The following is a 24,216-nucleotide window of genomic DNA, read 5'->3' as shown; positions in this document are numbered from 1 at the left end:
ATGTCCGCCGACCAACCGGCCCCCGTCGCGGGTGACCGCAGCGCTGCCTCGCCGTTGCGCGAGGCAGCGCTGGGCGGGGTCTTCCTGCTGCTGGGCGTCGTCTTTCTTGTGCTGGCCCGCTCGATCGAGTTGCCGCAGCGGGCCATGGCGGTCAGTCCGCGGATCTGGCCCGAGGCCCTGGCCTTCGGGATCATCGGCCTGTCGGTGATCCAGATCGTCGCCAGTTTCGTCCGTACCCCCCGCGACGAGGAGCAGCCGGAGCCGGCCACCCGGATCGGGGTCCTGCGGGTCGCCGGGTTCGTCCTGGCCACCTTCGCCTTCGGCGTCCTCTGGTACTACGTCCACTTCCTGGTCTCCGCGATGATCTTTATCGCCGGGTTGACCTGGATCGCGGGCGGCCGGGGGATCAAGGACCTCGTCCTCTTCCCGGCCGGCATCACGGTGGTGCTCTACGCCCTCTTCGCACTCCTGTTGAAGGTGCCCGTATGAGCGCAATGGTCGAGGGCTTCGGTGCCCTCTTCACTCTCGAGATCGCGTTCTGCGTCCTGATCGGGGCCGCCATCGGCATGCTGGTCGGCGCGTTCCCCGGGATCAGCGCCACCATGGCGGTCGCCCTGGCCAGCGCCTTCACGCTGACCATGGACCCGGTGCCCGGCCTGGCCGTGCTGCTGACCATTCTCGTCGCGGCGCAGTTCGGCGACCGGGTGCCGGCGATCCTGATCAACACACCCGGCACCCCCGCCTCCATCGCGACCACCTTCGACGGGTACGCGTTGGCCCGGCAGGGTAAGGCGGGCATCGCGCTGACCGCCTCGGCGTACGCGTCGGCGATCGGCGGGTTCATCGGCATCGCGGTGCTGATGTTCGCCGCTGTCCCGCTGAGCAACCTCGCCGTCGAGTTCGGCTCGCCGGAGATGTTCGCCCTGGTCGTCTTCGGTCTGACCATGATGATCGAGGTGTCCGGCGGCAAGATCGTCAAGGGGCTGATCGCCGGCCTGCTCGGCCTGGCCCTGGGCGCCATCGGCCGTGACCCGCTGGACGGCTCGGACCGGTTCACCTTCGGCATCCCGCAGCTGGTCGAGGGCATCCCGTTCATCGCGGTGATCATCGGCCTCTTCGGCATCGCCGAGGTCTTCGGCCAGATGCTCGAACGCGGCCACGCCCGGGACAAGGCCATACAGACCTTCGGCCGCTGGTGGCCCAACCGGGCGGAACTGCGCGGCATGGTCAAGCCGGTCGCGGTGGGCTCGGCTGTCGGCACGGTGGTGGGCGTGCTGCCCGCGGCTGGCGGCGACATCGGCGGCATCGTCGCCTGGAACCAGGCGAAGAAGGTCTCCAAGGAGCCGGAGCGGTTTGGCAAGGGCTCCCTGGAGGGGCTGACCGCCGCCGACTCGTCGTCCAACGCCGGGGTGGGCGGATCGGTGCTCACCACGCTCGCCCTGGGTGTGCCCGGCGACTCGGTGATGGCCGTGATGCTCGGTTCCATGATCATCTGGGGCATCCAGCCCGGCCCGATGCTCTTCTCGCAGCAGCCCGACCTGGTCTACTCGATCGCCGGCATCATGCTCTTCGCGACCGTGCTGACCCTGGGGATCAGCCTGCTGCGCATGCGTGGCGTGGCCAAGCTGCTGGAACTGCCCAACCGCTTCCTCTGGGTGGTCATCCTGACCTTCTGCGTGGTCGGCACGTACGCGGTCAACAACAGCGTCTTCGACGTCGGCCTGATGATCCTCTTCGGGATCGTCGGACTGCTGTTCCGCCGGTTCGGCTTCCCGGCCGGCCCGGTGGTGCTCGGCCTGATTCTCGGTCCGCTGGCCGAGCGGAACTTCCGCCGGTCGATGGAGATCGGCGGCCTGGAGACCATCTACACCAGCCCGATCGCCGTCTTCCTCATCGTCGTCGCGGTGCTGGCCATCGTGGTGCCCCGCGTGCGGGCCCGACTCAAGGCCCGCCGGGGGGAGCCGGCCGAGCACACCCCGGCGGACGAGCAGGTCCACACCGGAGTGAACGGCTGATGCGCCGACACTTCGTCGTGCGGGACGTGCCGGGCCAGTGCCACGGCAGCACGGTCTGCGCGGTGGACGGCCGCTTCGTGGTCGCCTGGTTCGAGGGCGACCACGAGGGGGCCGCCAACTCCCGGATCCGGCTGACCACCGGGACCGGCGACGAGTGGTCCGCCCCGGCCGTGGTCAGCGGCGACCTCGCCCCCTGCTGGAACCCGGTGCTGCACCCACGGGTCGACGGGGACCTGCTGCTCTACTTCAAGGTCGGGGCGACCATCGGTGCCTGGCGGACCTGGCTGGTCCGCTCCGCTGACGGGGGCCGAACCTGGTCGGCCCCGCGTCCGCTGGTCGACGGCGGCGAAGGAGGGCGCGGACCGGTCCGCGTCCCGCCGCTGCGGCTGCCCTCCGGCCGGCTGCTCGCCGGGGCCTCCACCGAGACGTGGGGGGAACGGCCCCGCTGGGACGCCTTCGTCGACATCAGCGACGACGACGGCCTGACCTGGCGGCGCACCCCGGACGTGCCGCTCGACCACGACACGTTCCCCGGCGCCGGCATCATCCAGCCCACCCTCTGGGCGACCCCGGACGGCGATCTGCGCCTGTTGGCCCGCAGCACCTCCGGTCGACTGGTCGCCTCGGCCAGCACCGACGAGGGCGAGACCTGGTCACCGGGGGTGCCCAGCGCGGTGCCGAACAACAACTCCGGGGTCAGCGCGTGCGCCGACGGACGCACGGTCCACCTCGCGCACAACCCGACCACCGGCGACTGGGCCTCCCGGGCCCCGCTGGTCGTCTCGGTCTCCACCGACGACGGGGACACCTGGCAGCCCTGGCTGACCCTTGAGGAGTCCACCGGCGCGGCCGACCGGGAGGGCTACCAGCCCGCCGACTCGGGCGTACTGACCACCGGCGTGAACGAGTTCTCCTACCCCTGTCTGGTCCGCACCCCCGACGGGCTCGCGGTCACCTACACCTGGCAGCGGCGCGGCATCGTCCTCGCCCTGCTCCACCCCTGATCCCCGGAGCCGACCCATGACGGCGTACCCCGCCAGCAACCTGATCAGCGCCCTGCCCACCCTCTTCGACTCGCACGGCGAGGTCGACCTCGGCGCCGCCAAGGCCGCGTACGCGCAACTGGCCGAGACGCCCCTGGACGGGGTGTTCGTCGCCGGCACCACCGGCGAGTTCACCACCCTCACCGACGACGAGCGGCTCGCCGTCTGCGCGGTGGCCGCCGACGCGTTCGGCCCGGACCGGACGTACTGGCACGTCGGCGCGGCCTCGACCCACCAGGCCGTCCGGCTCACCCGGGCCGCCGTCGACCTGGGCGCCCGGCAGGTGGCGGTGCTGACCCCGTACTACTACCCGGCCAGCGAGTCGGCGCTGGTCACGTACTACGAGGACGTGGTCGCGGCGGCGGCCGGGGCGTCCGTCTACGGGTACCTCTTCGCGGCCCGGACCACCGTGCCGGTGCCCCCGGCGCTGCTCGCCCGGCTCGCCGCGACCGGTCTCGCCGGGGTGAAGATCAGCGGCGAGAGCACCGCCGACGTCGGCGGGTACGTCGACGCGCTCGCCGGCACCGGACTGCCGGTCTACTCCGGGGCGGACGCCGAGTTCACCGAGGTCGTCGCCGTGGGCGGAGCCGGAGTGGTCTCCGGGGTCAGTTCCGCCCTGCCGAAGCCCTTCCTGGAGGTCCGTGACGCGCTGCGCGCCGGCGACGCCGACGCGCTCGCCGTGGCCCGCGAGCGCGCCCACCGGGCCGTCGCCGTCACCCGGCAGGGCAACCTCGCCCACCTCAAGGCGGTGCTCGAACTGCGCGGCGTGCCGGCCAGCGGGCTGCGCGCCCCGCTCGACCCGATCTCGCCGGAGGACCGGCGCGTGCTCGAAGCCGACGTCGCCGACCTTCTCTGACCACCGCACCTGTCCGTTCCGAAGCCTCGGGAGCCCGTCATGAGCAGCAGCTACGCCTTCCCCGTCCTGGCCGATGAGGCCACCGCCGAACCCGGCGTCGTCTACACCGTCGCCAGCGGCGACCTGCGGCTGAGCGCCAACCAGACCTGCTGGCCCACCCAGGAGGCGTTCGAGGCCGACCTGGAGCGGGCGGTCACCGCCCTGGGCCGGCGGATCCGCCGCGCCCACCCGGTGGACACCGAGGCGGGACACGGTTTCATCGCCAGCCAGCGTCAGGGCATCGAGGTCTTCAAGACCATCCCGCCGGAGGCCCCGGTGATCGTCGCCGAGGCGGTCTGGCAGTACAGCCACCACGTGCTCGCCGGGCTGCGCACCCACCGGGGGCCGATCCTGGTGGTGGCCAACTGGAACGGTCAGTTCCCCGGCCTGGTCGGCCTGCTCGGGCTGACCGCCAGCCTCACCAAGGCCGGCGTTGCGCACTCCATCCTGTGGAGCAAGGACTTCACCGACGACTGGGCCGTGGCGGGGCTGCGCACCTGGCTGGAGACCGGCACGCTGACCCACGACCAGAGCCACGTCCGCGACCTGCCCGCCCTGCCGGACACCGAGGAGGTGGCGCTCGGCCGGGCCCTGGCCGCCCAGCTCCAGCGGGAGAAGGCGATCATCGGGGTCTTCGACGAGGGCTGCATGGGCATGTACAACGCCATCATCGACGACGAGCTGCTCAACCCGCTCGGCATCTACAAGGAGCGGCTCTCGCAGAGCGCGCTGGTCGCCGAGATGAACCGGGTGCCGGAGGAGGAGGCGCAGGCCGTCCGGGACTGGCTCGACAAGGCGGGGATGACCTTCCACACCGGCACCGACGAGGCCACCGAGCTGACCGACGCCCAGCTGCTCAGCCAGTTCAAGATGTACGTCGCGGCGCTGCGGATCGCCGACGACTTCGGCCTGGACGCGGTGGGCATCCAGTACCAGCAGGGCCTGAAGGACACCGTCCCGGCCAGTGACCTGGCCGAGGGGCTGCTCAACAACGCCGAGCGTCCGCCGGTGCGCAGCCGCGACGGCGCGCGGGAGCTCTACGCCGGCCAGCCGCTGCCGCACTTCAACGAGGTGGACGAGGGCGTCGCGGTGGACTCCCTGGTCACCAACCGGATCTGGACCGCGATGGGCTTCGACCCGGCCACCACCCTGCACGACATCCGGTGGGGCGAGGAGTACGACGGCCGCTTCGTCTGGGTCATGGAGATCTCCGGCTCGGTGCCCGCCTCGCACCACGGCGGGTACGACAAGAGCTACAGCATGCGGCAGCCCCCGATGTTCTTCCCGCTCGGTGGCGGCACGCTCAGTGGTGTCTCCAAGCCGGGGGAGATCGTCTGGTCCCGGGTGTTCATCATGGACGGCGTCCTGCACGTCGACCTCGGTCGCGGCACCGCCGTGGAACTGCCCGAGGAGGAGACCCGCCGCCGGTTGGACGCCACCAACCCGGAGTGGCCGATCATGCACGCCGTCCTGCACGGTGTCGACCGGGACCAGCTCATGGCCCGGCACAAGGCCAACCACCTCAACGTCGCGTACACCCCGGACGCCGACACGGCCGACCGGGCGTTGCAGGCCAAGGCGGCGATGTTCGAGTCCCTCGGAGTGGTCGTCCACCTCTGCGGGGACGTGCGGATCTGATGGGACCGCTCCTGCTCGGCATCGACCTGGGCACCGGCAGCAGCAAGGGTGTCCTCACCGACCCCGGCGGCCGGGTGGTGGCCACCGCCGTCCGCCCCCGGCCCCGGTCGATGTCCATGCCCCGGCCCGGCTGGGCCGAGGTGGACGCCGAGGCGGTCTGGTGGGGCGACGTGGTCGCCATCGCCCGGGAGCTGGTCGAATCGGCCGGCGGGGCGCCGATCGCCGGGGTCTGTGTCAGTGGCGTCGGCCCCTGCCTGGTGCTCTGCGACGCCGACGACGTGCCGGTCCGGCCGGCCATCCTCTACGGCGTCGACATGCGGGCCACCGCCGAGATCGACGAGCTGACCGAGCGGTACGGCGCGGCGGCGGTGCTCGACCGCTGCGCCACGCCGATCACCACCCAGGCGGTCGGCCCGAAGGCGCTCTGGGTGCGCCGCCGGGAGCCGGAGGTGTGGGCACGCGCCACCCGCTGGTACAACTCCAGCTCGTACGTGGTCCGGAAGCTGACCGGCGAGTACGTCCTCGACCACCACACCGCCAGCCAGTCGGTGCCGCTGTACGACATCGAGGCCCGGCAGTGGCACCAGCCCTGGTACGACGACGTCATGGGCGACCTGCCCGCGCCCCGGCTGGCCTGGTCGTCCGAGGTGGTCGGCGCGATCACGGCGGCGGCGGCCGAGGCGACCGGCCTGCCGGTGGGCACCCCGGTCTGCGCCGGCACGGTGGACGCCTGGGCCGAGTCGGTCAGCGTCGGGGTGCGCCGCCCCGGCGACCTGATGCTCATGTACGGCTCGACGATGTTCTTCGTGCAGGTGCTGCGCGACCTGGCCCGGCACCCGCAGCTGTGGAACACCGCCGGGGTGGACGCCGAGGCGTACTGCCTGGCCGCCGGCATGGCCACCTCGGGCAGCCTCACCGGCTGGGTCCAGGAACTGGTGGGCGACGTGCCGTTCGAGACGCTGGTGGCGGAGGCGGCGCGGGTGCCGGCCGGCGCCGACGGGTTGCTGCTGCTGCCGTACTTCGCGGGGGAGCGGACCCCGATCTTCGATCCGCACGCGCGGGGCGTGGTCGCCGGGCTCACCCTGCGGCACGGGCGTGGGCACCTGTTCCGCGCGGTGTACGAGGGCATCGCCTTCGGTATCCGGCAGATCCTGGAACTGCTCGACACCGAGGCGAACCCGGTGCGCCGGCTGGTCGCCGTGGGTGGCGGCACGCAGGGCGGGCTCTGGACCCGGATCGTCAGCGACGTCACCGGCCGGACGCAGGAGGTGCCGAAGGTGACCATCGGGGCCAGCTACGGCGACGCGCTGCTGGCGGGGGTCGGCGTGGGCCTGGTGCCGGCGGGGACGGACTGGACGGTGCCCGGTGTCACGGTCGAGCCGGACCCGACGGTGCGGGACACCTACGACCTGCTGTTCGCGCAGTACACCTCGCTCTACCGGGACACTCGGGACCAGGTGCACACTCTGGCCCGGCTCCAGTCCGACCCCGGCTCCGGGTAGGGCCCGGTGACCTCCCGCACCGGGCCGGACCAGGCCCGGTGCGGGACCCCGCACCCACCACGGCGACCCCGTTTCCGGTCCGCCGCACGACCGCGACCCGCCGCCCGTTCCGTCCGGGGCGGGTGGACCCACGACCGGTGCCCGGCCGCCCGCCGGGCACCGGTTCGTCGTGTCACTCGAAGCGCGTCGGGTCCCCGGCGCCCCGGCGGACGATCTCGGCCGTGCCCTCCGAGAAGTCGATCACCGTGGTCGGCTCGGTGCCGCACTCGCCGGAGTCGACCACCGCGTCGACGGCGTGGTCGAGCGTCTCCTTGATCGTCCAGCCCTGGGTCATCGGCTCGTCCTCGCCGGGCAGCAGCAGGGTGCTGGAGACCAGCGGCTCACCCAGCTCGGTGAGCAGCGCCTGCGCCACGGTGTGCCGGGGGATGCGGACCCCGACGGTCTTGCGTTTCGGGTGCAGCAGTCGGCGTGGCACCTCCCGGGTCGCCGGCAGGATGAACGTGTAGCTGCCCGGGGTCGCGGCCTTGATCGAGCGGAACAGCGCGTTGTTGATCTGCACGAGCTGACCGAGCTGGGCGAAGTCCCGGCAGACCAGGGTGAAGTGGTGGTCGTCGTCGAGGTGGCGGATCTGGCGGATCCGGTCGATGCCGGCCTTGTTGCCGAGCTGGCAGCCGAGCGCGAAGCACGAGTCGGTCGGGTAGGCGATCAGTCCGCCGTCGCGGACGATCCCGACCACCTGCCCGATGCTGCGGGGTTGCGGGTTGTCCGGGTGCACGTCGAAGTACCTCGCCATGCGCCGGAGCATAGAAGCGCACGTCGCCGTCCCGCCAACCAGCCTCGGTGCGAACCGCCGGTCGGACGACGGCGACGCGGTGAGAAAGTCGACGGTGGGCGGTGAAGAAACCGGCGTCCGGCGGGCTCTACCTGATGACCGGCGCGACCGCGCCCGGTCATCGGAGAGCGAGGTGACCGATGGACAGGACGACGGTCGTCCTGGAGGTGGCCACCGGGGCGGTGGGACTGGCCCTGGCCGTCACCAGGCTGGTGACGGAGACGGTGGACTGGTGGTCCGGCCGCCGTCGGGTCGCCGCTGTCGAGGAGACGACAACCCGGTCCGGCACGGTCGGCGATGCTGGACGGATCCTCTCCGGCGCGGAGCGGACCGGTGCCTGGGAGGACGACGGTGCATGAGTACGCCGACTTCGACGACTTCGTCGCCCGGACCCGGTCGGCGACGCTCGCCCGGGCGGTCATGTACTGCGGTCGCCGCCCCGACGCCGAGGACGCGGTGCAGGAGGCCTACCTGGCGGCGTACCTGCACTGGTCGGAGCTGCGCGAGCCACGGGCCTGGGTGGAGACGACGGTGAGGCGGCGTTTCGCCCGGGAGGCCGGACGCTGGTGGTCGCGGTGGCGGCGCACGGAGCTGGAGGTGCCGGTCTCCGCCACGTCCACGCCGGACGAGGAGGCCGCCGCCGTGGCCGTGCTGCGCAGCGTCGGGCTGCTGCCGCCCCGGCAGCGTCAGGTGCTGATCATGATCTGCCTGGAGGGCCTGACCTACCGGCAGGTCGCCGACGAGGTGGGGATCAGCGTCGGTGCGGTCGGCGCCAACCTCGCCAAGGCCCGGGAGCGGCTGGCCGTCCTGCTCGGTCTCGCCGCCGAACCGCACCGGGCCGGCGATCCGCTGGTCGCCGGCGTGCTGACCCGGTCCGGTCCGGAGGGCATGTCGGGGTACGGCGAGGACGCGCTGGCGGCGGCGCTGCGCCGGACCGAACGGTGGCTGGCCCGGGGTTTCGACGCCGACCGGGCTTCGGCGCAGCGGCTGCGGGCGGCCCTGGACCGGCAGCGGGACGAGCACCGGTGACCGCCTCGTTGCGGGCCCTGCTCGCGCTGACCCTGCTGGCCGGCGTCTACCTGCTCACCGGTCTGCTGGTGCTGCTCTGGATCGGGTTCGCGGTCGGCGCGGTCTGGGTGGTCGGCAGCCGGGAGGCCAGCCCGCAGTTCAACACCGTCCCGTTGCTGGTGGCCTCGGCGACCTTCGTCCCGCTGGCGCTGACCGTGCGGGAGCTGGTCCGGGTCAGCCGGCCGGCCGGCCCCCGGCCGGACTCCGTGCTGTTGACGCGGGGCCAGGGAGCGGCGTTGTGGGATCTGGTGGAGACGTTGGCGGAGCGGGTCGGCACGGACCCGCCGCTGGAGATCCGCCTCACCGGCGAGGCAAACGCGGCGGTCACCGACGACGCCTGGCTGCTCGCTCCCACCGGCCGGCGTCGGCTCTACGTCGGGGTGCCGCTCCTGGTCGGCCTGCGCCCGGACGAGCTGCGGGCGGTGCTCGCCCACGAACTCGGCCACTACGCGCGCCGGCACGCGCGGTTCACCGAGCCCGCCCACCGCGCGTACGCCGGCATGGTCATGGGCCGGCAGCGCATCCGCGAGGCGATGGTCGCCAACCACCTGGTGCGTCTCTACGCGGGGCCCCTCCGGCTCACCGTCACCGCCTGCGCGGCGCTGACCTACCGGCTGGTGCGGCCGGTCCGGCGACGACAGGAACTGGAGGCCGACCGGATCGCCGCCGAGGTCGCCGGGGCCGGCGCGCTGGCCGACGGACTGCGCTCCGTGCCGGCGGTCGCCGCCGCGTGGGCCCGGTTCGAGGCGGACCTTGTCGGGCCGGTGCGCCACGCCACCGGTACGGTCCCCGACGAGCCGCACCGGGCGTTCGCCCACCTGTTGGTGGACCCGGAGTTCCCACCCGAACTGGCGGCGCTGCGCCGGGCCGCCGAGCGGCTCCCGGCCGACGGGTTCCACCCCGCCATGCGGCGTCGCCTCGACCGGTTGGCGGGGCTCCCCGACGACCCCCGGTTGCCGCCCGCGCCGGAGGTCGCCGCCACGCTCGCGCCCGGTCCGCTGCGCCGGGCGACCCGGTACGCGGGGCGGAGGCGGCCGTGGCGGGAGTGGCTCGAGACGCTCGCCGCGTACCGCGCCGGTGTGGCCGTGGAGGCGGTGACCGCCGTGCTGCATCCCGACCCGGGGCCCTCGACCGTCGCGGAGGTGCTCCGCCGGGTCGGCTCCGGCCGGGCCGACCGGATCGCCCGAGCCCTCGGCCCGGATCCGCAGGTGGGTCGCCGACGGCTGGTCGAGGGGGTGTCCGCGCTGGTGGGGCTCTGTCTGCTCCGGGCGGGCCGGGTCCGGGTGACGGTCGGTTGGACGGGTTACGGCCGGTTCACCGGTCCGGCCGTCGACCACGACGACATCACGGACTGGGTCACGGCGGCCCTCGACGAACCGGACGGGGTGCCCCGACTGCTGGCGGAGCTGACCGCGCTGGGGGCAGATCCCGACGACCAGGCGGGTGCCGAGCCGGCCGGAGCCGCCCGGACGCTGACCATCACGCCCGCGCTGGACGAGACCACCCGACGCCGACACCAGGACGTCGCCTACGTGTCGCTGGCCGTGCTGCTGCTTCTGGCGCTGCTGGGTTTCGCCCACTGGCTCGGCGACGAGCCGGAGACACCGTACCGGCCCGGGGTCACCCTCACCCGGCCGGCGCTGCCGGATCTGCTGGACCAGGGTCCCCTGCCGGGTCTCGACCCGGTGCCGGGACTCCCGCTCCGGCCCACCCGGATCGTGCCGTCGTGGTCGCCGCCGCCGTTGCCGGACCTGGTGCCCCGGTCCACTGCCGGCGGGTGACCCGGTTGTCCGGGCGGAGCGTTCCGCCCGGGAAGCGCCGCACCCGCCTCGGCGCGGATGCGGCGCACCGTGCGGCGTCAGACCCGGGTGACCCGGATCGCGTCGGCGATGACCAGGCCGCTGGCGGTGGTCCACCGGCTGACCCCGACGCGGTTCGCGTCGCCGGCCGGCAGGGTGAACGTGCCGAGGCTGCGCCACGTGCCGCCGGTCCGCTGGTCGACCACGACCGTCTTGTTGCCGGTCGTCGTCGAGACGATGTACGGCGTGGCGCTGTTGTAGCCGGAGACGCCCGGCCACCAGGCGTCCACCCGGTAGTTCGCGGTCGCCGGGATGTTGACCTTGTACCAGGCGACGTCGCTGGCCAGGACCGGGTTGGCGTACCGGTAGTCGGCGCCGTAGCGCTGGCCGGAGTACGTCGAGACGCCCCAGTTGGCGCTGGCGGTGAACCGACCGGCGGTGGTGTTGTCGACGATGGTGCTCCAGGCGGGGGGAGTGCCACCGCCCATCTTGGCGGCCACGTCGGCGCGCATGACGTTCAGGTCGATGAAGGACGGGTCGATCTTGCCGCTGGTGCTCGTCTCCCGGTGCCCCCGGGCGTAGCTGGAGTCCCGGCCCAGCCGCTTGAGGACGGCGGCGGTCGCGGCCACCGAGGCGTTGTACTGCGCCGCGGTCATCTCCTGGCTCACGCCGTTGTAGTCGATCTCCCAGCCGATCAGCATCGTGTTGCCGTCCCCGGCGGGGATCGGCCCGCTGGCCCGGGCCGTGCCCGCGTGGTTGCAGCGGCCGGCGGAGATGACGTGGAAGACGCCGTGGTAGTCGACCAGCGCCTGGCAGAGCGGGCCGGGCAGGTCGGACCGGCCGTTGATGCAGACGTTCAGCGCGGGGTGCGGGTTGCTGGCGCTGGAGGTGGCGGCGGTGTGGTGCCAGAGCACGCCGATCGGGTTGAAGTCACCCGGCCGCATCCGGTTCAGCCAGTCCCCGTGGACCACCACCTGCACACCGGCGGAGCGCAGCACGTCCACGAGCCAGGGGATGGTGGCCATCAGACCTCCCCGAGCAGGTCGGCCAGGCACTCCACGCGCTTGGCGGTGGGAGCCGGGGCGGCGCTGGCCGAGGCGGGTGCGGCAGCGACGGCGGCGGATGCGGCGACCACGAGGGCCGGGACGCCGAGCAGACGTCGGCGCCGCAGTCGGAGGGATCGTGAGGTGGCCACGGCGCTCCTTAAGGAACGAGGATCCAAGGGGGTTTCACCAGGTCGACGACCAGGTTGATCGGCACGCTATATCCTCACGCCCATCTATGTCGATAGTCTTCGTGTCTGTTTATCGACGTGAAACTCTTCGACGATCACCGGGTGGTCGAGGTGACGGCCGACACGCGGACGTGTGACGGTTCCATGACGAAGCGCCCCGCCGGCCGCGAACCGCGTTTGCGCAGCCCGGAGCAGTGGGGATGGGTACGTTGACGACAGACCCGCCAAGGGGAGGTATCCCATGGAAGTGACCGGCTTCTTCACGGCCCTCGTGATCGGCCTGATCATCGGTGCGCTCGGCCGGCTGGTCGTGCCGGGCCGGCAGTCCATCCCGATCTGGCTCACCCTGCTCATCGGCGTGATCGCCGCCGTCCTCGGCACGCTGGTCGCCGGGGCCCTCAATGTCGACGACACCCCGGGCGTCGACTGGATCGAACTCGGCCTCCAGGTCGCCTTCGCCGCGATCGGCGTGTCCATCGTCGCCGGCACCTACGGCCGACGCCGGCACTGAGCGGACTCGGCCCCGCCCGGTCACTCCGGTGACGGGGCGGGGCCGGTGCTGCCGCGTACCGTCAGCCGGGGTGCCAGCAGGGTGGCGTCCGGCACCGGCTCACCGGTGAGCTTGCGCATCAGCAGCGACACCGCCTCCCGGCCGGTCTCCTCCGCCGGCACCGGCACCGAGGTCAGCGCCGGGCTGGCCCGCTCGGCGAACTGGTCCGGGCAGACCGCCACCACCGAGACGTCCTCCGGCACCCGTCGCCCGAGGGTGGGCAGCGTGGCCAGGACCGGCCCGACCGCCGCCTCGTTCTGCACCACCAGCCCGGAGAGGTCGGGGGAGCGGGTCAGCAGGTCGACCAGCTCGTCCCGGACGGCGGCCACCTCCTCCGGGCAGGGCCGGATCTCGGCCGTGACGCCGAGCCGGATCGCAGCATCGGTGAACCCGGCCCGGGTCCGGTGCGCGAACCCGGTGCCCCGGTCGTAGACCGCCGTCGGCGCGCCGAGCAGGGCGACCCGGCGGTGCCCGAGCGCGGCCAGGTGCTCGACACAGACCTCCCCGGCCCGACGGAAGTCCAGGTCGACGCAGGTCAGGTCGGTCGGGTCGGCGGGAAAGCCGATCAGGACACTCGGCCGGGTCAGCTCCCGCAGCAGCGGAACCCGGCTGTCGTGCATCTCGACGTCCATCAGCACGATTCCGTCGACCATCGCGCTGGCCGCGATCCGTCGCAGCCCGGCCGCCCCCTCGTCGGCGGTGAGCAGCAGCACGTCGTGGTCGTAGCGCCGGGCGGTGGTCACCACCGCGGTGGCGTACTGCATCAGCACCGGCACCTGTGCCCCGGTGCGCAGCGGCAGCACCAGCGCGATGACGTTGGCCCGACGGCTGGCCAACGCCCGCGCCCCGGCGTTCGGGTGGTAGTCGAGCAGGCGGATGCTGGCCAGCACCCGGTCGCGGGTGCCCGCCGAGATGGCCCGCTTGCCGCTGAGCACGTACGACACGGTGCTGACCGCGACCCCGGCGTGCCGGGCCACGTCCGCGATCGTGACCAGGTCGGCCGACTTCACCGCGCGGGTCGGGGAGCCGCCGGCCCGGTCACCGGGTGGCGCCGACATCGAAGGATTCCCGCTCGGGCCGCCACCCGGCCGTCCCGCCGGTCACGGCCAGCACGCCGACCAGCCGGATGTCCCGCGCCGAGCGCCCCACCAGCACGCTGTGCCGGGCGTCCTCCACCACGGGCCGGCCCCGGGACTCGTCCCAGTAGGCCAGGTCGGCGACGCGCAGCCGCAGCGTGACGACCCGCCGTTCGCCCGGGGCGAGGGTGATCCGGGCGGCGTCGCGCAGCTGGCGCAGCGGCTGCTTGACCCGGGAGCGGCGCTGACGGGTGTAGAGCTGCACCACCTCCTCGCCGGGGCGGTCGCCGCTGTTGGTCACCGTCACGCTCACCCCGACCTCCTCGTCGGCGGTCGCCGACCCCGCGCTCAGCTCCAGGTCAGCGTAGTCGAACCGGGTGTAGCCGAGCCCGTGCCCGAACGGGTAGAGCGGATCGCCCCGGTAATAGAGGTAGGTGGCGTCCGACCCGATCACGTCGTAGTCGAGCAGGTCGGGCAGCTCGGCGCCGTCCCGGTACCAGGTCTGCGGCAGCCGGCCGCCCGGCTCGGCGTCGCCGGTCAGCGTCGCGGCCAGCGCCGCGCCGTACTCCTGGCCGCCGTGCGCGGACCAGAGCACCGCCGGCAGGTGCGCGTCGGCCCACCCGATCGCGTACGGGTAGCTGCTGCTCAGCACCAGCACGGTCCGGGGGTTGGCGGCGTGCACCGCCTCCAGCAGCCGCTGCCCTCCGGCGGGCAGGGCCAGGTCCACCCGGTCCTCGGTCTCGCGTCCGTTGACCATCGGGTGGTTGCCCAGCACCACCACGGCCACGTCGGCGGCGGCGGCGCGGGCGGCGGCTTCGGCCGCCCCGTCGGCGACCAGCTCGACCCGGAACGCGGTGGCTCCGGCGGCGTCGACCGCGTCGGCCCGCAGCAGCCCGTCCGGGCCGACGGTGACGTACCGGTCGGTGGCGACGTGGTGCAGCAGCACGGTGCCGTCCGGACCGGGGCGGCACCGGAAGGTCTCCCGGACCACCCACTCACCCGGTCCGGGCCGGTCGTTGACGAGCAGTCCGTCCTCGTCCGCGCGGACGTGCCGCCCGTTGGCGACCGCGCGCAGCGCCGACAGGTCGGCCCCCCAGTCGAAGAGGTCCAGGTGGGTGTCCTCGGCCGCGTCGGTGGCGTCGGCGGTGAGCGCCGCGCCGTTGGGCGTGCCGGCGCAGCGGACGTACCGGTCGCCGACCCGCAACGCGACCCGGTCCACCCCCTCGTGGGTGGTCACGGTGGTGTACCGCTCGGCCAGCGCCCCGTACGCGGTGACCGCGTACGGCAGCGTGCCGCTGTACCAGTCGGTGAAGAGGGTGTCGGCCAGCGGGCCGAGCACCGCCACCCGCAGCCCCGGGTCGGCGGCCAGCGGCAGCAGCCCGTCGTTGCGCAGCAGGACGAGCGACTGCCGGGCGGCCTCCCGGGCCAGCGCCCGGTGCGCGGGGCAGTTGACCACGTCCGGCGACACCTCGGCGTACGGGTCCTCGTCGCGCGGGTCCAGTTCGCCGAGACGGACCCGGACGGTGAGGATCCGCCGTACCGCCGTGTCCACGTCGGCCTCGGTGATCAGCCCGCGCCGCAGCGCCTCGGTGAGCCGCTCGACGGTCGGCGTGCGGTCCTCGCCGTCCTCGGTGAAGTTGTCGATCCCGGCGCGCAGCGCGGCGGCGAAGCCCTGCACGTGGTCGGGAAGGTAGCCCTGCGCGCCGGCGATGTTGGTCACCGCCCCGGCGTCGCCGACCACCATGACCTCGCCCGGCGCGTACCGGCGCAACTCCTCGGCGATCAGTGGGCTCAGGTGCGCCGGCACCCCGTTGACCAGGTTGTACGAGGCCATCACGGCGACCGCCGCGTCGGCGGCGAGCGGGGCCCGGAAGGCGGGCAGTTCGTACTCGTGCAGCACCCGGGGCGGCAGGTTGCTGGAGGTGGTGGCCCGGTCGGTCTCGTTGTTGTAGCCGAGGAAGTGCTTCAGGGTGGGGGCCGTGCGCAGCCGCCACGGGTGGTCCCCGCGCAGTCCCCACGCGTACGCGGTGGCCAGGTGTCCGGTCAGCCAGGGGTCCTCGGCGAAGCCCTCCTCGTTGCGTCCCCAGCGTGGGTCGCGCAGCGGGTTGACCACCGGCGCCCAGACGTTCAGCCCGACCCGCTCCGGGGCGGCCCGGTGCATGGCGCGGACCTCCGCGCCGACGGCCGCGCCGACCGCCCGCAGCAGCTCCGGGTTCCAGCTGCTGCCGAGTCCGACCGCCTGCGGGAAGACGGTGGCTGGCCCGAGCCACGCCACCCCGTGCAGCGCCTCGGTGCCGGTCCGGAACGGCCGCAGGCCCAGCCGGGGCACGGCGGCCTGGTACTGGTGCAACAGCCCGATCTTCTCCGGGAGGGTGAGCTGGCCCAGGAGGTGCTCGACGCGGGCGCTGGGGAAGTCGCCGGATACGGGATCGGTGCTGTTCGTCATGGTCGGTCCGTTACCTTTCCTGGCCTGCCTCGGCCCGCTCCGGTTCGTCGAAGCGCTTCGACGACCGGCCGGCGCGGGGCGTGCGGCATCGGGGTGAGGGGTAGCCGTCAGCCCGGTCGGCGCGAAGCGCTTCGACGGCATGCGCGAGTGACCCGCCCCTGTTGCCCACGTGTTACGGGGCGGCTGTCTGAGGCTTGCACCGGCTCCGTCCTCCGGTCAAGAGGTTCGTGGGATCGCTTCCACGCAGATGCGTCGATGCGCTTCCGTCGGTGCGGGTGGCGGGTCGGTCGCGCCGGTCGACCGGCGTCCGGCCACCCGGTGCCGCACGCGGGTCAGGAGAGGGCGACCGCCGGAGGGGGCAGCCGGCCGGCCTCGACCGCCGCCAGTGCGGCGGTCGCGCCGCCCAGCGCCGCCGCCTCCGCGCCGAGCGTGGAGGCCTCCAGCCGGCAGCCACCGGCGTCCGGGGCGAGCGTCCGTCGGGTCAGCTCGGTCCGGGCCGCCGGCAGCAGCCAGGGCGCCAGCGCCGCGAAGTGCCCGCCCACCAGGACGGCCTCGGGATTGAGCAGGTCGGCCAGGACGGCCGCGCCGTGCCCGAGGTGCCGGCCGAGGTCGGCCAGACCGGCGAGGGTGGACCGGTCCTCGGCGCGGGCCAGGGCCTGGATCCGTTCGATCTCCGGGGCGAAGTCGGTGACCGCGCCGTCGGACTCGACGTCGGGCAGCAGCCGGCGGACCACCGCCGGCAGGCCGACCAGCGCCTCCAGGCAGCCCCGCCGGCCGCACCGGCACGCCGGGCCGGCCGGATCCAGCGGCAGGTGCCCGACCTGGCCGGCGAAGCCCCGCCCGCCGCGCAGCAGCCGCCCGTCCACCAGGACGCCCGCGCCGATGCCGACGCCGCCGGTGAGGTGTACGAGGTTGGCCGTCCCGGCCCGGTCCCCGTGTCGCTGCTCGGCCAGGACGGCCAGGCTGGCCACGTTCTCCACGGCCACCGGGAATCCCGGGTCACGTAGGGCGGCCCGCAGTTCGGCGGCGACCGGCGCGTCCCGCCAGTTCAGGGTGGCGGCCAACGGCACCGTGCCGGTGGTGTCCACCAGCCCCGGCACCCCGAGGGTGAGCCCCAGCACGGCACGGCCCCCGGCGGTGAGGCGTCCGACGGCCCGGCGAGCCAGCTTCGCCACGGCGGCGACGGTCTCGGCGGGGGAGGCGTCCAACGTGCCGAAGGCCCGCCGCCAGGTGAGCAGCCGGTTCCCGCCCAGGTCGACCGCGACCACCACCAACTCGTCGGCGTCGACCTGCATGCCCAGTGCCGCGTACGGCTCGCCGTCGAGGACCAGCATGGTCGCCGGGCGGCCGACCCGGTTCTCGGTGAGCCCCGTTTCGCGCAGCAGCCGGCGTTCGATCAGTTCGGTCACCAGGCTGGAGACGGTCGCCTTGTTCAGCCCGGTGCGGGCCGCGATGTCGGCCCGGGAGCAGGGGGAGTGGGTGCGGACGTAACGCAGCACCACGGCCCGGTTGGTGGCCCGGACGTCGCTCAGGTCGGTCGGCTGCGGCCCGGTCTGGATGGTGATCAACGTTCTCCGCTCCCTGCGCCGACGTGCCCCGACCGGTGCTGTCGTGGGCGGTGATCGCGTCCTCATCATGCCGCACCCGCGCCGTCGACCCCGACCGGCGCGCCCCCGGTGGCCCGGTGGCTGCCCACCCGGACCCGCTCCCTTGTGGGACCGGTGGCGGTCGTTTAGTTTGTTCGGCTAGAAGACTAACTAATCCTAACGGGGTCGGGCCGCTTTGCAACCGTGATCACCAGGATCCGGCCCGGTTTCGCCATGAAGGGAGTGCGCCGTGCAGCCGTCCCTGCCGGACGTGTCCACCGATCGTCGGACCCTGCTCCGCCTCGCCGGGGTCGGTGCCGCCGCGACCGTGGCCGGCGGAACCCTGGCCGGGTGCAGCAAGGAGGCGGGTAGCCAGGGCAGCGCCACCAAGGCTGACGCGATCCGTGCCGTCCTGCCCACCCACAAGCCCGCCGAACTGCTCAAGCCGGACATCCCGGGGGAGGGGCCGATCCCGGACGGCTACCTCACCTATCCGCGTGAGCTGGTGGACGCGGTCACCGAGCAGCCCGGCCGGGGCGGTGCCCCGATCGGCACCATGAGCCCGTGGTGGGGCCCGGCCCCGCCGACGCTCGGCCGCAACTCGTACCTGGCCGCGGTGAACGGCAAGCTCGGCGTGGACGTCAACCCCAGCCTCCAGGACGGCGGCACCTACGCCGACAAGCTCAACGCGATGCTCGGCGCGCGCGACGTGCCGGAGCTGCTCAGCGTGCCGAACTGGGAGGTGGACAAGGTCGCCCGGTTCTCCGACGCGGTCAAGGCGCTCTTCGAGGACCTCACCGACCATCTCAAGGGCGATGCCGCCGCCACCTATCCGTACCTCGCCGCGTTGCCGACCGGCGCGTGGGAGTACTCGGTCTGGGGCGGGCGGCTGCACGCGGTGCCGTTCCCGACCGACGGCCCGTTCGCCTACGCGCTGTTCTACCGCAAGGACCTGGTGGCCGGAGCTGGTCTGGGCGCCCCGACCAGCCCGGAGGAGCTGTACGAGTTCGGCAAGAAGGCCACGAACCCCGGCAAGGGGGTCTGGGCCTTCGGCAGCGTCTTCGACATGGTCCAACAGTTCTTCGGCTGCCAGCAGATCTGGCGGAAGAAGCCCGACGGTGGGCTGGAGCACAAGTTCGAGACCGCCGAGTTCCGGGCCGCGCTGGAGTTCACCGCCCGGCTCTTCGCCGAGGGCATGGTGCACCCGGACACGGTGGCCAGCAAGGGCGCCGACGAGAAGCAGCTCTTCAAGGGCGGCAAGATCCTGATGTACCAGGACGGCCTCGGCGCCTGGCAGGGCATGCAGGGCGAGCAGTCCAAGGTGCTGGCCAGCTTCGACATGCAGCCGCTGCCGGTCTTCGGCGCGAACGGGAAGCCGGCGGTGATCTGGGGGAGCGAGAAGCCGGTCTTCTTCACCTTCGTCAAGAAGGGCCTCGGCGAGGAGCGCACCCGGGAGCTGCTGCGGGTGCTGAACTGGTGCGCGGCGCCGTTCGGCAGCCGCGAGTTCGAGCTGCGTGAGTACGGTGTGGAGGGCAAGCACTTCACCCGCGGTGCCGACGGTAGTCCGGTCCCCACCGAGCTGGGCCGTAAGGAACTCGGCGCGCAGTACACCCACATCGGTGGCCGGGTGCCGGTCAAGGTGCGCAGCGGGGACACCCCGAACTACGTGCGGGACTACCTCGGGTACTACCAGAAGCACATCGGGCTGATGGAGAAGGACCTCTTCGCCGGGATCAAGCTGGAGCTGCCGGCCAACTGGTCGAAAATCATCAACCCGACCGAGGACAAGATCCGGGACATCCTCCGGGGCCGCCGGCCGATCGACGACCTCGACCAGGTGCGCAAGGAGTTCCTCTCCACCGGCGGCGAAGAGGGGCGCGCGTTCTTCGAGAAGGCGCTCGCCGACAACGGCCGATGAGCCGGGCGGGCGCGGCCGGGGCGGTGGACGCCCCGGCCACCGACCGGGAGCCGCCCCCCGCCGGTCGTACGCCGAAGCGGGGTCGCCGACGCGGTGACCGGCCCCGCCCCCGGCGCAACCTGCGGGCCCGGCTGCGCCGGGACTGGCCGCTGCTGGCGATGACCGCGCCGGCCGCGCTCCTGCTGCTGGTCTTCCACTACCTGCCGACCCTCGGCAACGTGATCGCCTTCCAGGACTACAACCCGTTCGTCGGCGACGACCCGCTCGAGGCGTTCCTGTACAGCGAGTGGATCGGCTTCGGCAACTTCGAGGCGCTCTTCCGCGACCCGCTGTTCTGGGACGCCGTCGGCAACACCCTCACCATCACCGCGTTCCAACTGGTCTTCTTCTTCCCACTGCCGATCCTGCTGGCGATCCTGCTCAACAGCCTGGTCTCCGGCCGGGTGCGCGGCTTCGTGCAGAGCGTGGTCTACCTGCCGCACTTCTTCAGCTGGGTACTGGTGATCACGTTCTTCGTGCAGATGCTCGGCGGCGCCGGTCTGCTGGCCCAGGAGATGCGCCAGGCCGGGCTGGAACCATGGAACGTGATGACCAACCCGGACACGTTCATCGTGCTGGTCACCGCCGAGGCGGTCTGGAAGGACATCGGCTGGGGCGCGATCGTCTTCCTGGCCGCCCTGGCCGCCATCGACCCCAACCTGTACGAGGCCGCGGCGGCCGACGGCGCGGGCCGGTGGCGACGGCTCTGGCACATCACCCTGCCCGGCCTGCGCCCGGTGATCGTCCTACTGCTCATCATGCGGCTGGGCGACGCGCTCTCGGTCGGCTTCGAGCAGTTCATCCTCCAGCGCGACGCGGTCGGCCGGGAGGCCGCCGAGGTGCTGGACACCTTCGTCTACTACCAGGCGATCGCCACCCAGCAGTGGGGCCTGGGCGCCGCCGCCGGCCTGTTCAAGGCGGTTGTCGGTCTGCTGCTCATCGTCACCGCCAACCACCTGGCACACCGGATGGGCGAACAGGGGGTGTATTCGAGATCATGACCGCACAACTCAGTGGGGCCGGACCGGTGCCGGTGGCGCCGCCGCCGGACGGCGGGCCCCGGAAGCGGCGTGCCCGGCCGGATCGTTCGGTCTGGGAGGGCCCGCCCTCGCCGGCCGGCCAGCTCGGCAAGGGCGTCGTGCTCACGCTGTTGGTGCTCGCCGTGCTCTTTCCGATGTGGTCGGTGGTGGTGACCAGCCTCGCCTCCCGGGAGACGATCAGCGAGACCGGTGGCATGGTCGTGGTGCCGCGCGAGTTCGACCCGAGCGCGTACGTCACGATCTTCAACGGCGGACAGATCACCCAGGCGGTCTGGATCAGCACCCTGGTCACCGTCCTCGGCACGGCGGTCAGCCTGGTGCTCACCGTGCTCGCCGCGTACGGGCTCTCCCGGCCGGGCTCGGTGGCGCACCGGGGACTGCTCTTCTTCTTCCTGCTGACCTTCCTGATCTTTCCTGGCCTGGTGCCCAGCTACCTGGTGGTCACCGGCCTGGGCCTGAAGGACAGCATCTGGTCGCTGATCCTGCCCAGCGCGATCAGCGTCTTCAACCTGGTGGTGATCCGGGCGTTCTTCATGAACGTCCCCGGCGAGCTGGTGGACAGCGCCCGGATCGACGGGGCGGGGGAGTTCCGCATCCTCTGGACGATCATGTTGCCGCTGTCGAAGGCGGTCGTCGCGGTGGTCGGGCTCTTCTACGCCGTCGGGTACTGGAACGCGTACTTCAACTCGGTGCTCTACATCGACGACAACGACAAGTTCCCGATCCAGCGGGTGTTGCAGACCTACATCCTGGGTGGACAGTCACCGGCCGTCTCCGGGGCGTCGTTCAACATTCCCGGGGTGACCGCGTACCCGCCCACGCTGGCGGTCAAGATGGCGGTGGTGGTGGTCACCGTGCTGCCCGCCGTGATCGTCTATCCGTTCGTGCAACGGCACTTCACCAAGGGTGTGATCACCGGCGCGGTCAAGGGCTGACCGCTCCCGGTGTCGCGTCCGGCGGTCCCGGCCCCCACCGACAGTCTCCTGGCCGCGCGCTCCGGCGCCCCGACCCTCTCCGGCCGGGGCGCCGTTCGCGGGTCAGGCGCCTGCGTCGAACAGCCCGTCGAGCGGTGCCGCCGGCACCTCGACGTCGTCGAGCAGCACCCGGGTCGGTGCGTCGGCCCCGGCCACCGGCGCGAGGGCCACCCCGCGCAGCCGCAGCGGTCCGTCGGTGGTGACCCGCAGGGTGTCGCCGTCGCGGACCGCCGTGACGACCGTGTCGCCGTCGGAGTCGTGCACGACCGTACGACCGTCCACGCCACCCCAGCTCACCAGCGTGACGTCGGTGAACGGGCCGTCGGCGATCCGGTCGGCCGGGGGGCCGACCGGCAACAGCGCGCCGTGCCGGACGAAGAGCGGGGTCCGCTCCAGCGGCACGTCGACGCGCAGGTGCCGCCCGCCGGTGTGCACCTCGCCGGTGTGCGCGTCGACCCACCGGTCGCCGTCGGGAAGGTAGACGGTGCGCCGGCCGGTCGGGTCGTACATCGGGGCGACCAGCAGGTCCCGGCCGAGCCGGTACTCCAGGTCGCGGGTCCACGCGGTCGGGTCGTCCGGAGTGTCCACCAGCAGGGCCCGCATCATCGGCGCCCCGGTGCGGGCCGCCTCGGCCGCGGCGGAGTAGAGGTACGGCAGGAACCGGTAGCGCAACCGCAGCGCCGCCACCGCGTGCCGTTCGGTCTCGGCCGGGAAGTCCCAGGGCAGCCGGCTGGTGGTGCCGTGCAGCCGGACCAGCGGCGAGAACGCCCCGAACTGGGTCCAGCGGACGTACAGGTCGGGCTCGGGGGTGCCGTGGAAGCCGCCGGTGTCGTGGCTCCAGAACGGGATGCCGGAGAGCCCGTGCGAGAGGCCGCCGCGCATCGTGCTGGCCAGGGCCGGCCAGGTGGCGTTGACGTCGCCGCTCCACTGGGCGGCGTGCCGCTGGCCGCCGAGGAAGGACGACCGGGCCCAGACGGTGTCGTGCCCGGCCACCTCCCGGGTCACCTCCGAGACCGCGTCGTTGAACAGCAGCGCGTACACGTTGTGCAGTTCCACGCCGGTCATGCCGTTGGCGGCCACCGCGTCGGCCGGCACCCCCTCGGCGAAGTCCGTCTTGAACACCGCCGCGCCCTGTTCCAGCAGCGGGCGCAGCAGCCCGGTGAACCAGTCGGTCGCCTCCGGGTCGGTGAAGTCGACGATCGCGCTGGCCGCGTGGCTGCCGTGCCAGACGTCGGCCACGTAGGTGCGCCCGTCGGCGTGGGTCAGGAAGTAGCCGGCCTCGGCCGCCTCGGCGTAGAGCGGGCTGTCGGCCGAGACGTACGGGTTGATCCAGAGGCAGACCCGGAACCCCTGCTCGGCGAGGGTGGCCATCATGCCGGCCGGGTCGGGGAACTGTTCGGTGTCCCACTGGAGGTCCGACCAGCGCCCGTCGACCTGCCAGTAGCAGTCCAGGTGCAGCACGTCGCAGGGGATGCCCCGCTCGCGGATGCGGCGGGCCCGCTCCAGCACCCGTTCCTGGCTGTCGGGGTAGAAGCCGGAGGAGATCCAGGACCCGAACGCCCACTTCGGCGGCAGGTACGGCCGGCCGGTGAGCCGGTCGAACCGGTCGAGGACCTCGGTCGGGGTCGGCCCGGCCAGGACGTAGTAGTCGAGCACGTCGTCCGGAACCAGGATCTGCACGCTGCTGTGGGTGGACTGGCAGACGTCGAACTCGACCGGCAGGCCACTGTCGACCAGCACCCCGTAGCCCCGGTTCGACAGGTAGAACGGCACGCACTTGTGCGCCCGGTCCGACTCGCTGCCGAAGGCGTCGAAGTTCCACATCAGGGCACGCTGGCCGCGCTTGTCCAGCGGGGTGAACTTCTCCCCGAAGCCGACGAAGCGCTCGTCGCCGGGGGCCACGAAGCTCTCGTGGTACGCCACCGGCTGCCCGCCGGAGCCGGAGCGGCCGAACGGCAGGGTGCGCCGCCGGCCGGAGATGTCCAGGGTGCCGCCGTCCTGCTGGAGCAGGACCCGCCCGTCCGGGGCGAGGAAGCGCAGGTGCCACGGGTCGAGCCGGATCTCGGCGACGACCGCCCCGGCGTCGAGCCGGACCACCCCGTCGTCGACGGTGACCCGGGCGGGCCGGGGCTCGGCGGTGACCAGCGGCAGGATCCGGGCGGACCGGCTGCGGGCCTGCGGATCCTCGGCGAGCCGCACCCGGACCACGCCGTCGCCGGCGGCCTCCACCCGGACGACCAGGGAGCCGCCGTCGGAGGTGGCGCTCTTGAGGGTCAACCCGTGGTCGTCGGTCTCCACCACCTCGGCCCGGGCGACCACGGCGGGGCCGTCGTCCCCGGCGCGGCGGACCGGCAGGTCGGGCGGGTCGGCCACGAAGGTCTCGAACGGCACCAGTGGCGGGCGGTACGGCATGGACGTCTCCTCGGTCCCCGGATCGGCAACCCCACCAGTTTCTTTGGATACCCAACAAAGTGTCAACGGACATCGGGCGTCGATCGATGGGTGAACCACGTTGACAAGGGATTACGGCAGCCCTAATTTAGCTGGACACCAAACAAAGG

General features: G+C 72.9%; 20 protein-coding genes. 13 read left to right on the top strand and 7 right to left on the bottom strand.

What is annotated here, in order from left to right; genetic code table 11:
- The 6 genes from GA0070618_RS29115 to GA0070618_RS29090 are packed head-to-tail and all read left to right on the top strand — an operon-like array spanning position 1 to position 7,093.
- On the top strand, positions 1 to 489 hold the full coding sequence (locus tag GA0070618_RS29115) for a tripartite tricarboxylate transporter TctB family protein (protein ID WP_088984486.1): 489 nt from the start codon (positions 1 to 3) through the stop codon (positions 487 to 489).
- Positions 486 to 2,015 carry a tripartite tricarboxylate transporter permease gene (locus GA0070618_RS29110; RefSeq protein ID WP_088984485.1) on the top strand — a complete coding sequence of 510 codons (1,530 nt, stop codon included), beginning with the start codon at positions 486 to 488 and terminating at the stop codon, positions 2,013 to 2,015. Before GA0070618_RS29115 ends, GA0070618_RS29110 begins: the two co-directional genes overlap by 4 nt.
- Positions 2,015 to 3,019, top strand: a complete 1,005-nt coding sequence (locus GA0070618_RS29105; protein ID WP_088984484.1) for a sialidase family protein — start codon at positions 2,015 to 2,017, stop codon at positions 3,017 to 3,019. The genes GA0070618_RS29110 and GA0070618_RS29105 overlap by 1 nt, the downstream gene beginning before the upstream one ends.
- Positions 3,020 to 3,035: 16 nt before the next feature.
- On the top strand, positions 3,036 to 3,914 hold the full coding sequence (locus tag GA0070618_RS29100) for a dihydrodipicolinate synthase family protein (RefSeq protein ID WP_088984483.1): 879 nt from the start codon (positions 3,036 to 3,038) through the stop codon (positions 3,912 to 3,914).
- A gap of 39 nt (positions 3,915 to 3,953) precedes the next feature.
- Positions 3,954 to 5,591: a fucose isomerase gene (locus tag GA0070618_RS29095; protein WP_088984482.1), complete on the top strand. Its 1,638-nt coding sequence runs from the start codon at positions 3,954 to 3,956 to the stop codon at positions 5,589 to 5,591.
- Positions 5,591 to 7,093, top strand: a complete 1,503-nt coding sequence (locus GA0070618_RS29090; protein WP_088984481.1) for an FGGY-family carbohydrate kinase — start codon at positions 5,591 to 5,593, stop codon at positions 7,091 to 7,093. Before GA0070618_RS29095 ends, GA0070618_RS29090 begins: the two co-directional genes overlap by 1 nt.
- 172 nt (positions 7,094 to 7,265) lie before the next feature.
- Here the strand turns inward: GA0070618_RS29090 and GA0070618_RS29085 are convergent, their stop codons facing one another.
- Positions 7,266 to 7,886, bottom strand: a complete 621-nt coding sequence (locus tag GA0070618_RS29085) for an L-threonylcarbamoyladenylate synthase (RefSeq protein WP_088984480.1) — start codon at positions 7,884 to 7,886, stop codon at positions 7,266 to 7,268.
- Positions 7,887 to 8,065: 179 nt separating this feature from the next.
- Between GA0070618_RS29085 and GA0070618_RS33750 the strand changes: the two genes are divergently transcribed.
- Genes GA0070618_RS33750 through GA0070618_RS29075 form a run of 3 tightly spaced genes read left to right on the top strand, consistent with a single transcriptional unit; the run spans position 8,066 to position 10,774 of the window.
- On the top strand, positions 8,066 to 8,284 hold the full coding sequence (locus GA0070618_RS33750; protein WP_143740519.1) for a hypothetical protein: 219 nt from the start codon (positions 8,066 to 8,068) through the stop codon (positions 8,282 to 8,284).
- Complete coding sequence (locus tag GA0070618_RS29080; protein WP_157749034.1) at positions 8,277 to 8,954, top strand: RNA polymerase sigma factor; 678 nt, start codon at positions 8,277 to 8,279, stop codon at positions 8,952 to 8,954. Before GA0070618_RS33750 ends, GA0070618_RS29080 begins: the two co-directional genes overlap by 8 nt.
- Positions 8,951 to 10,774, top strand: coding sequence for a M48 family metallopeptidase (locus tag GA0070618_RS29075; protein WP_157749033.1), 1,824 nt, complete (start codon positions 8,951 to 8,953; stop codon positions 10,772 to 10,774). Before GA0070618_RS29080 ends, GA0070618_RS29075 begins: the two co-directional genes overlap by 4 nt.
- 77 nt (positions 10,775 to 10,851) lie before the next feature.
- Here the strand turns inward: GA0070618_RS29075 and GA0070618_RS29070 are convergent, their stop codons facing one another.
- Positions 10,852 to 11,817: a golvesin C-terminal-like domain-containing protein gene (locus tag GA0070618_RS29070; protein ID WP_088984477.1), complete on the bottom strand. Its 966-nt coding sequence runs from the start codon at positions 11,815 to 11,817 to the stop codon at positions 10,852 to 10,854.
- Entirely contained in the window at positions 11,817 to 11,987 is a 171-nt protein-coding gene (locus GA0070618_RS34140; protein ID WP_170107941.1) for a hypothetical protein, read from the bottom strand. The genes GA0070618_RS29070 and GA0070618_RS34140 overlap by 1 nt, the downstream gene beginning before the upstream one ends.
- 280 nt (positions 11,988 to 12,267) lie before the next feature.
- On the opposite strand from GA0070618_RS34140, the gene GA0070618_RS29065 reads away from it, so the two are divergent.
- Positions 12,268 to 12,537: a GlsB/YeaQ/YmgE family stress response membrane protein gene (locus GA0070618_RS29065; RefSeq protein WP_088984476.1), complete on the top strand. Its 270-nt coding sequence runs from the start codon at positions 12,268 to 12,270 to the stop codon at positions 12,535 to 12,537.
- 20 nt (positions 12,538 to 12,557) lie between these two features.
- Here GA0070618_RS29065 and GA0070618_RS29060 read toward each other — a convergent pair whose 3' ends face one another.
- From GA0070618_RS29060 to GA0070618_RS29050, 3 genes are all read right to left on the bottom strand, one after another.
- A complete protein-coding gene (locus GA0070618_RS29060) occupies positions 12,558 to 13,571 on the bottom strand; it encodes a LacI family DNA-binding transcriptional regulator (RefSeq protein WP_414467617.1) in 1,014 nt (337 codons plus the stop codon).
- 43 nt (positions 13,572 to 13,614) lie between these two features.
- On the bottom strand, positions 13,615 to 16,098 hold the full coding sequence (locus GA0070618_RS29055; RefSeq protein WP_088984474.1) for a beta-glucosidase: 2,484 nt from the start codon (positions 16,096 to 16,098) through the stop codon (positions 13,615 to 13,617).
- Between the two features lie 332 nt (positions 16,099 to 16,430).
- A complete protein-coding gene (locus GA0070618_RS29050; RefSeq protein ID WP_088984473.1) occupies positions 16,431 to 17,666 on the bottom strand; it encodes an ROK family transcriptional regulator in 1,236 nt (411 codons plus the stop codon).
- Positions 17,667 to 17,934: 268 nt separating this feature from the next.
- Here GA0070618_RS29050 and GA0070618_RS29045 point away from each other — a divergent pair, with 268 nt between their 5' ends.
- The 3 genes from GA0070618_RS29045 to GA0070618_RS29035 are packed head-to-tail and all read left to right on the top strand — an operon-like array spanning position 17,935 to position 21,616.
- On the top strand, positions 17,935 to 19,602 hold the full coding sequence (locus GA0070618_RS29045) for an extracellular solute-binding protein (protein ID WP_088984472.1): 1,668 nt from the start codon (positions 17,935 to 17,937) through the stop codon (positions 19,600 to 19,602).
- Positions 19,599 to 20,642 (top strand): ABC transporter permease, encoded by a 1,044-nt coding sequence (locus GA0070618_RS29040; protein ID WP_088984471.1) that lies wholly within the window; start codon positions 19,599 to 19,601, stop codon positions 20,640 to 20,642. The genes GA0070618_RS29045 and GA0070618_RS29040 overlap by 4 nt, the downstream gene beginning before the upstream one ends.
- Positions 20,639 to 21,616, top strand: coding sequence for a carbohydrate ABC transporter permease (locus GA0070618_RS29035; protein WP_088984470.1), 978 nt, complete (start codon positions 20,639 to 20,641; stop codon positions 21,614 to 21,616). The genes GA0070618_RS29040 and GA0070618_RS29035 overlap by 4 nt, the downstream gene beginning before the upstream one ends.
- Before the next feature lie 102 nt (positions 21,617 to 21,718).
- Here GA0070618_RS29035 and GA0070618_RS29030 read toward each other — a convergent pair whose 3' ends face one another.
- Entirely contained in the window at positions 21,719 to 24,067 is a 2,349-nt protein-coding gene (locus GA0070618_RS29030; protein WP_088984469.1) for a TIM-barrel domain-containing protein, read from the bottom strand.
- Positions 24,068 to 24,216 lie beyond the last annotated feature (149 nt).

It is taken from the genome of Micromonospora echinospora (genome assembly GCF_900091495.1).
In the GTDB taxonomy this organism is placed as follows: Bacteria; Actinomycetota; Actinomycetes; order Mycobacteriales; family Micromonosporaceae; genus Micromonospora; species Micromonospora echinospora.
This window is presented reverse-complemented; position numbering and strand designations above follow the sequence as displayed.

Excerpts from the sequence above, each read along its gene's own strand:
- GA0070618_RS29055 (WP_088984474.1), bottom strand. The coding sequence starts at position 16,098 with ATGACGAACAGCACCGATCCCGTATCCGGCGACTTCCCCAGCGCCCGC.
- GA0070618_RS29115 (WP_088984486.1), top strand. The coding sequence starts at position 1 with ATGTCCGCCGACCAACCGGCCCCCGTCGCGGGTGACCGCAGCGCTGCC.
- GA0070618_RS29090 (WP_088984481.1), top strand. The coding sequence starts at position 5,591 with ATGGGACCGCTCCTGCTCGGCATCGACCTGGGCACCGGCAGCAGCAAG.
- GA0070618_RS29070 (WP_088984477.1), bottom strand. The coding sequence starts at position 11,817 with ATGGCCACCATCCCCTGGCTCGTGGACGTGCTGCGCTCCGCCGGTGTG.
- GA0070618_RS29110 (WP_088984485.1), top strand. The coding sequence starts at position 486 with ATGAGCGCAATGGTCGAGGGCTTCGGTGCCCTCTTCACTCTCGAGATC.
- GA0070618_RS29040 (WP_088984471.1), top strand. The coding sequence starts at position 19,599 with ATGAGCCGGGCGGGCGCGGCCGGGGCGGTGGACGCCCCGGCCACCGAC.
- GA0070618_RS33750 (WP_143740519.1), top strand. The coding sequence starts at position 8,066 with ATGGACAGGACGACGGTCGTCCTGGAGGTGGCCACCGGGGCGGTGGGA.
- GA0070618_RS29030 (WP_088984469.1), bottom strand. The coding sequence starts at position 24,067 with ATGCCGTACCGCCCGCCACTGGTGCCGTTCGAGACCTTCGTGGCCGAC.
- GA0070618_RS29100 (WP_088984483.1), top strand. The coding sequence starts at position 3,036 with ATGACGGCGTACCCCGCCAGCAACCTGATCAGCGCCCTGCCCACCCTC.
- GA0070618_RS29085 (WP_088984480.1), bottom strand. The coding sequence starts at position 7,886 with ATGGCGAGGTACTTCGACGTGCACCCGGACAACCCGCAACCCCGCAGC.
- GA0070618_RS29065 (WP_088984476.1), top strand. The coding sequence starts at position 12,268 with ATGGAAGTGACCGGCTTCTTCACGGCCCTCGTGATCGGCCTGATCATC.
- GA0070618_RS29105 (WP_088984484.1), top strand. The coding sequence starts at position 2,015 with ATGCGCCGACACTTCGTCGTGCGGGACGTGCCGGGCCAGTGCCACGGC.
- GA0070618_RS29095 (WP_088984482.1), top strand. The coding sequence starts at position 3,954 with ATGAGCAGCAGCTACGCCTTCCCCGTCCTGGCCGATGAGGCCACCGCC.
- GA0070618_RS29035 (WP_088984470.1), top strand. The coding sequence starts at position 20,639 with ATGACCGCACAACTCAGTGGGGCCGGACCGGTGCCGGTGGCGCCGCCG.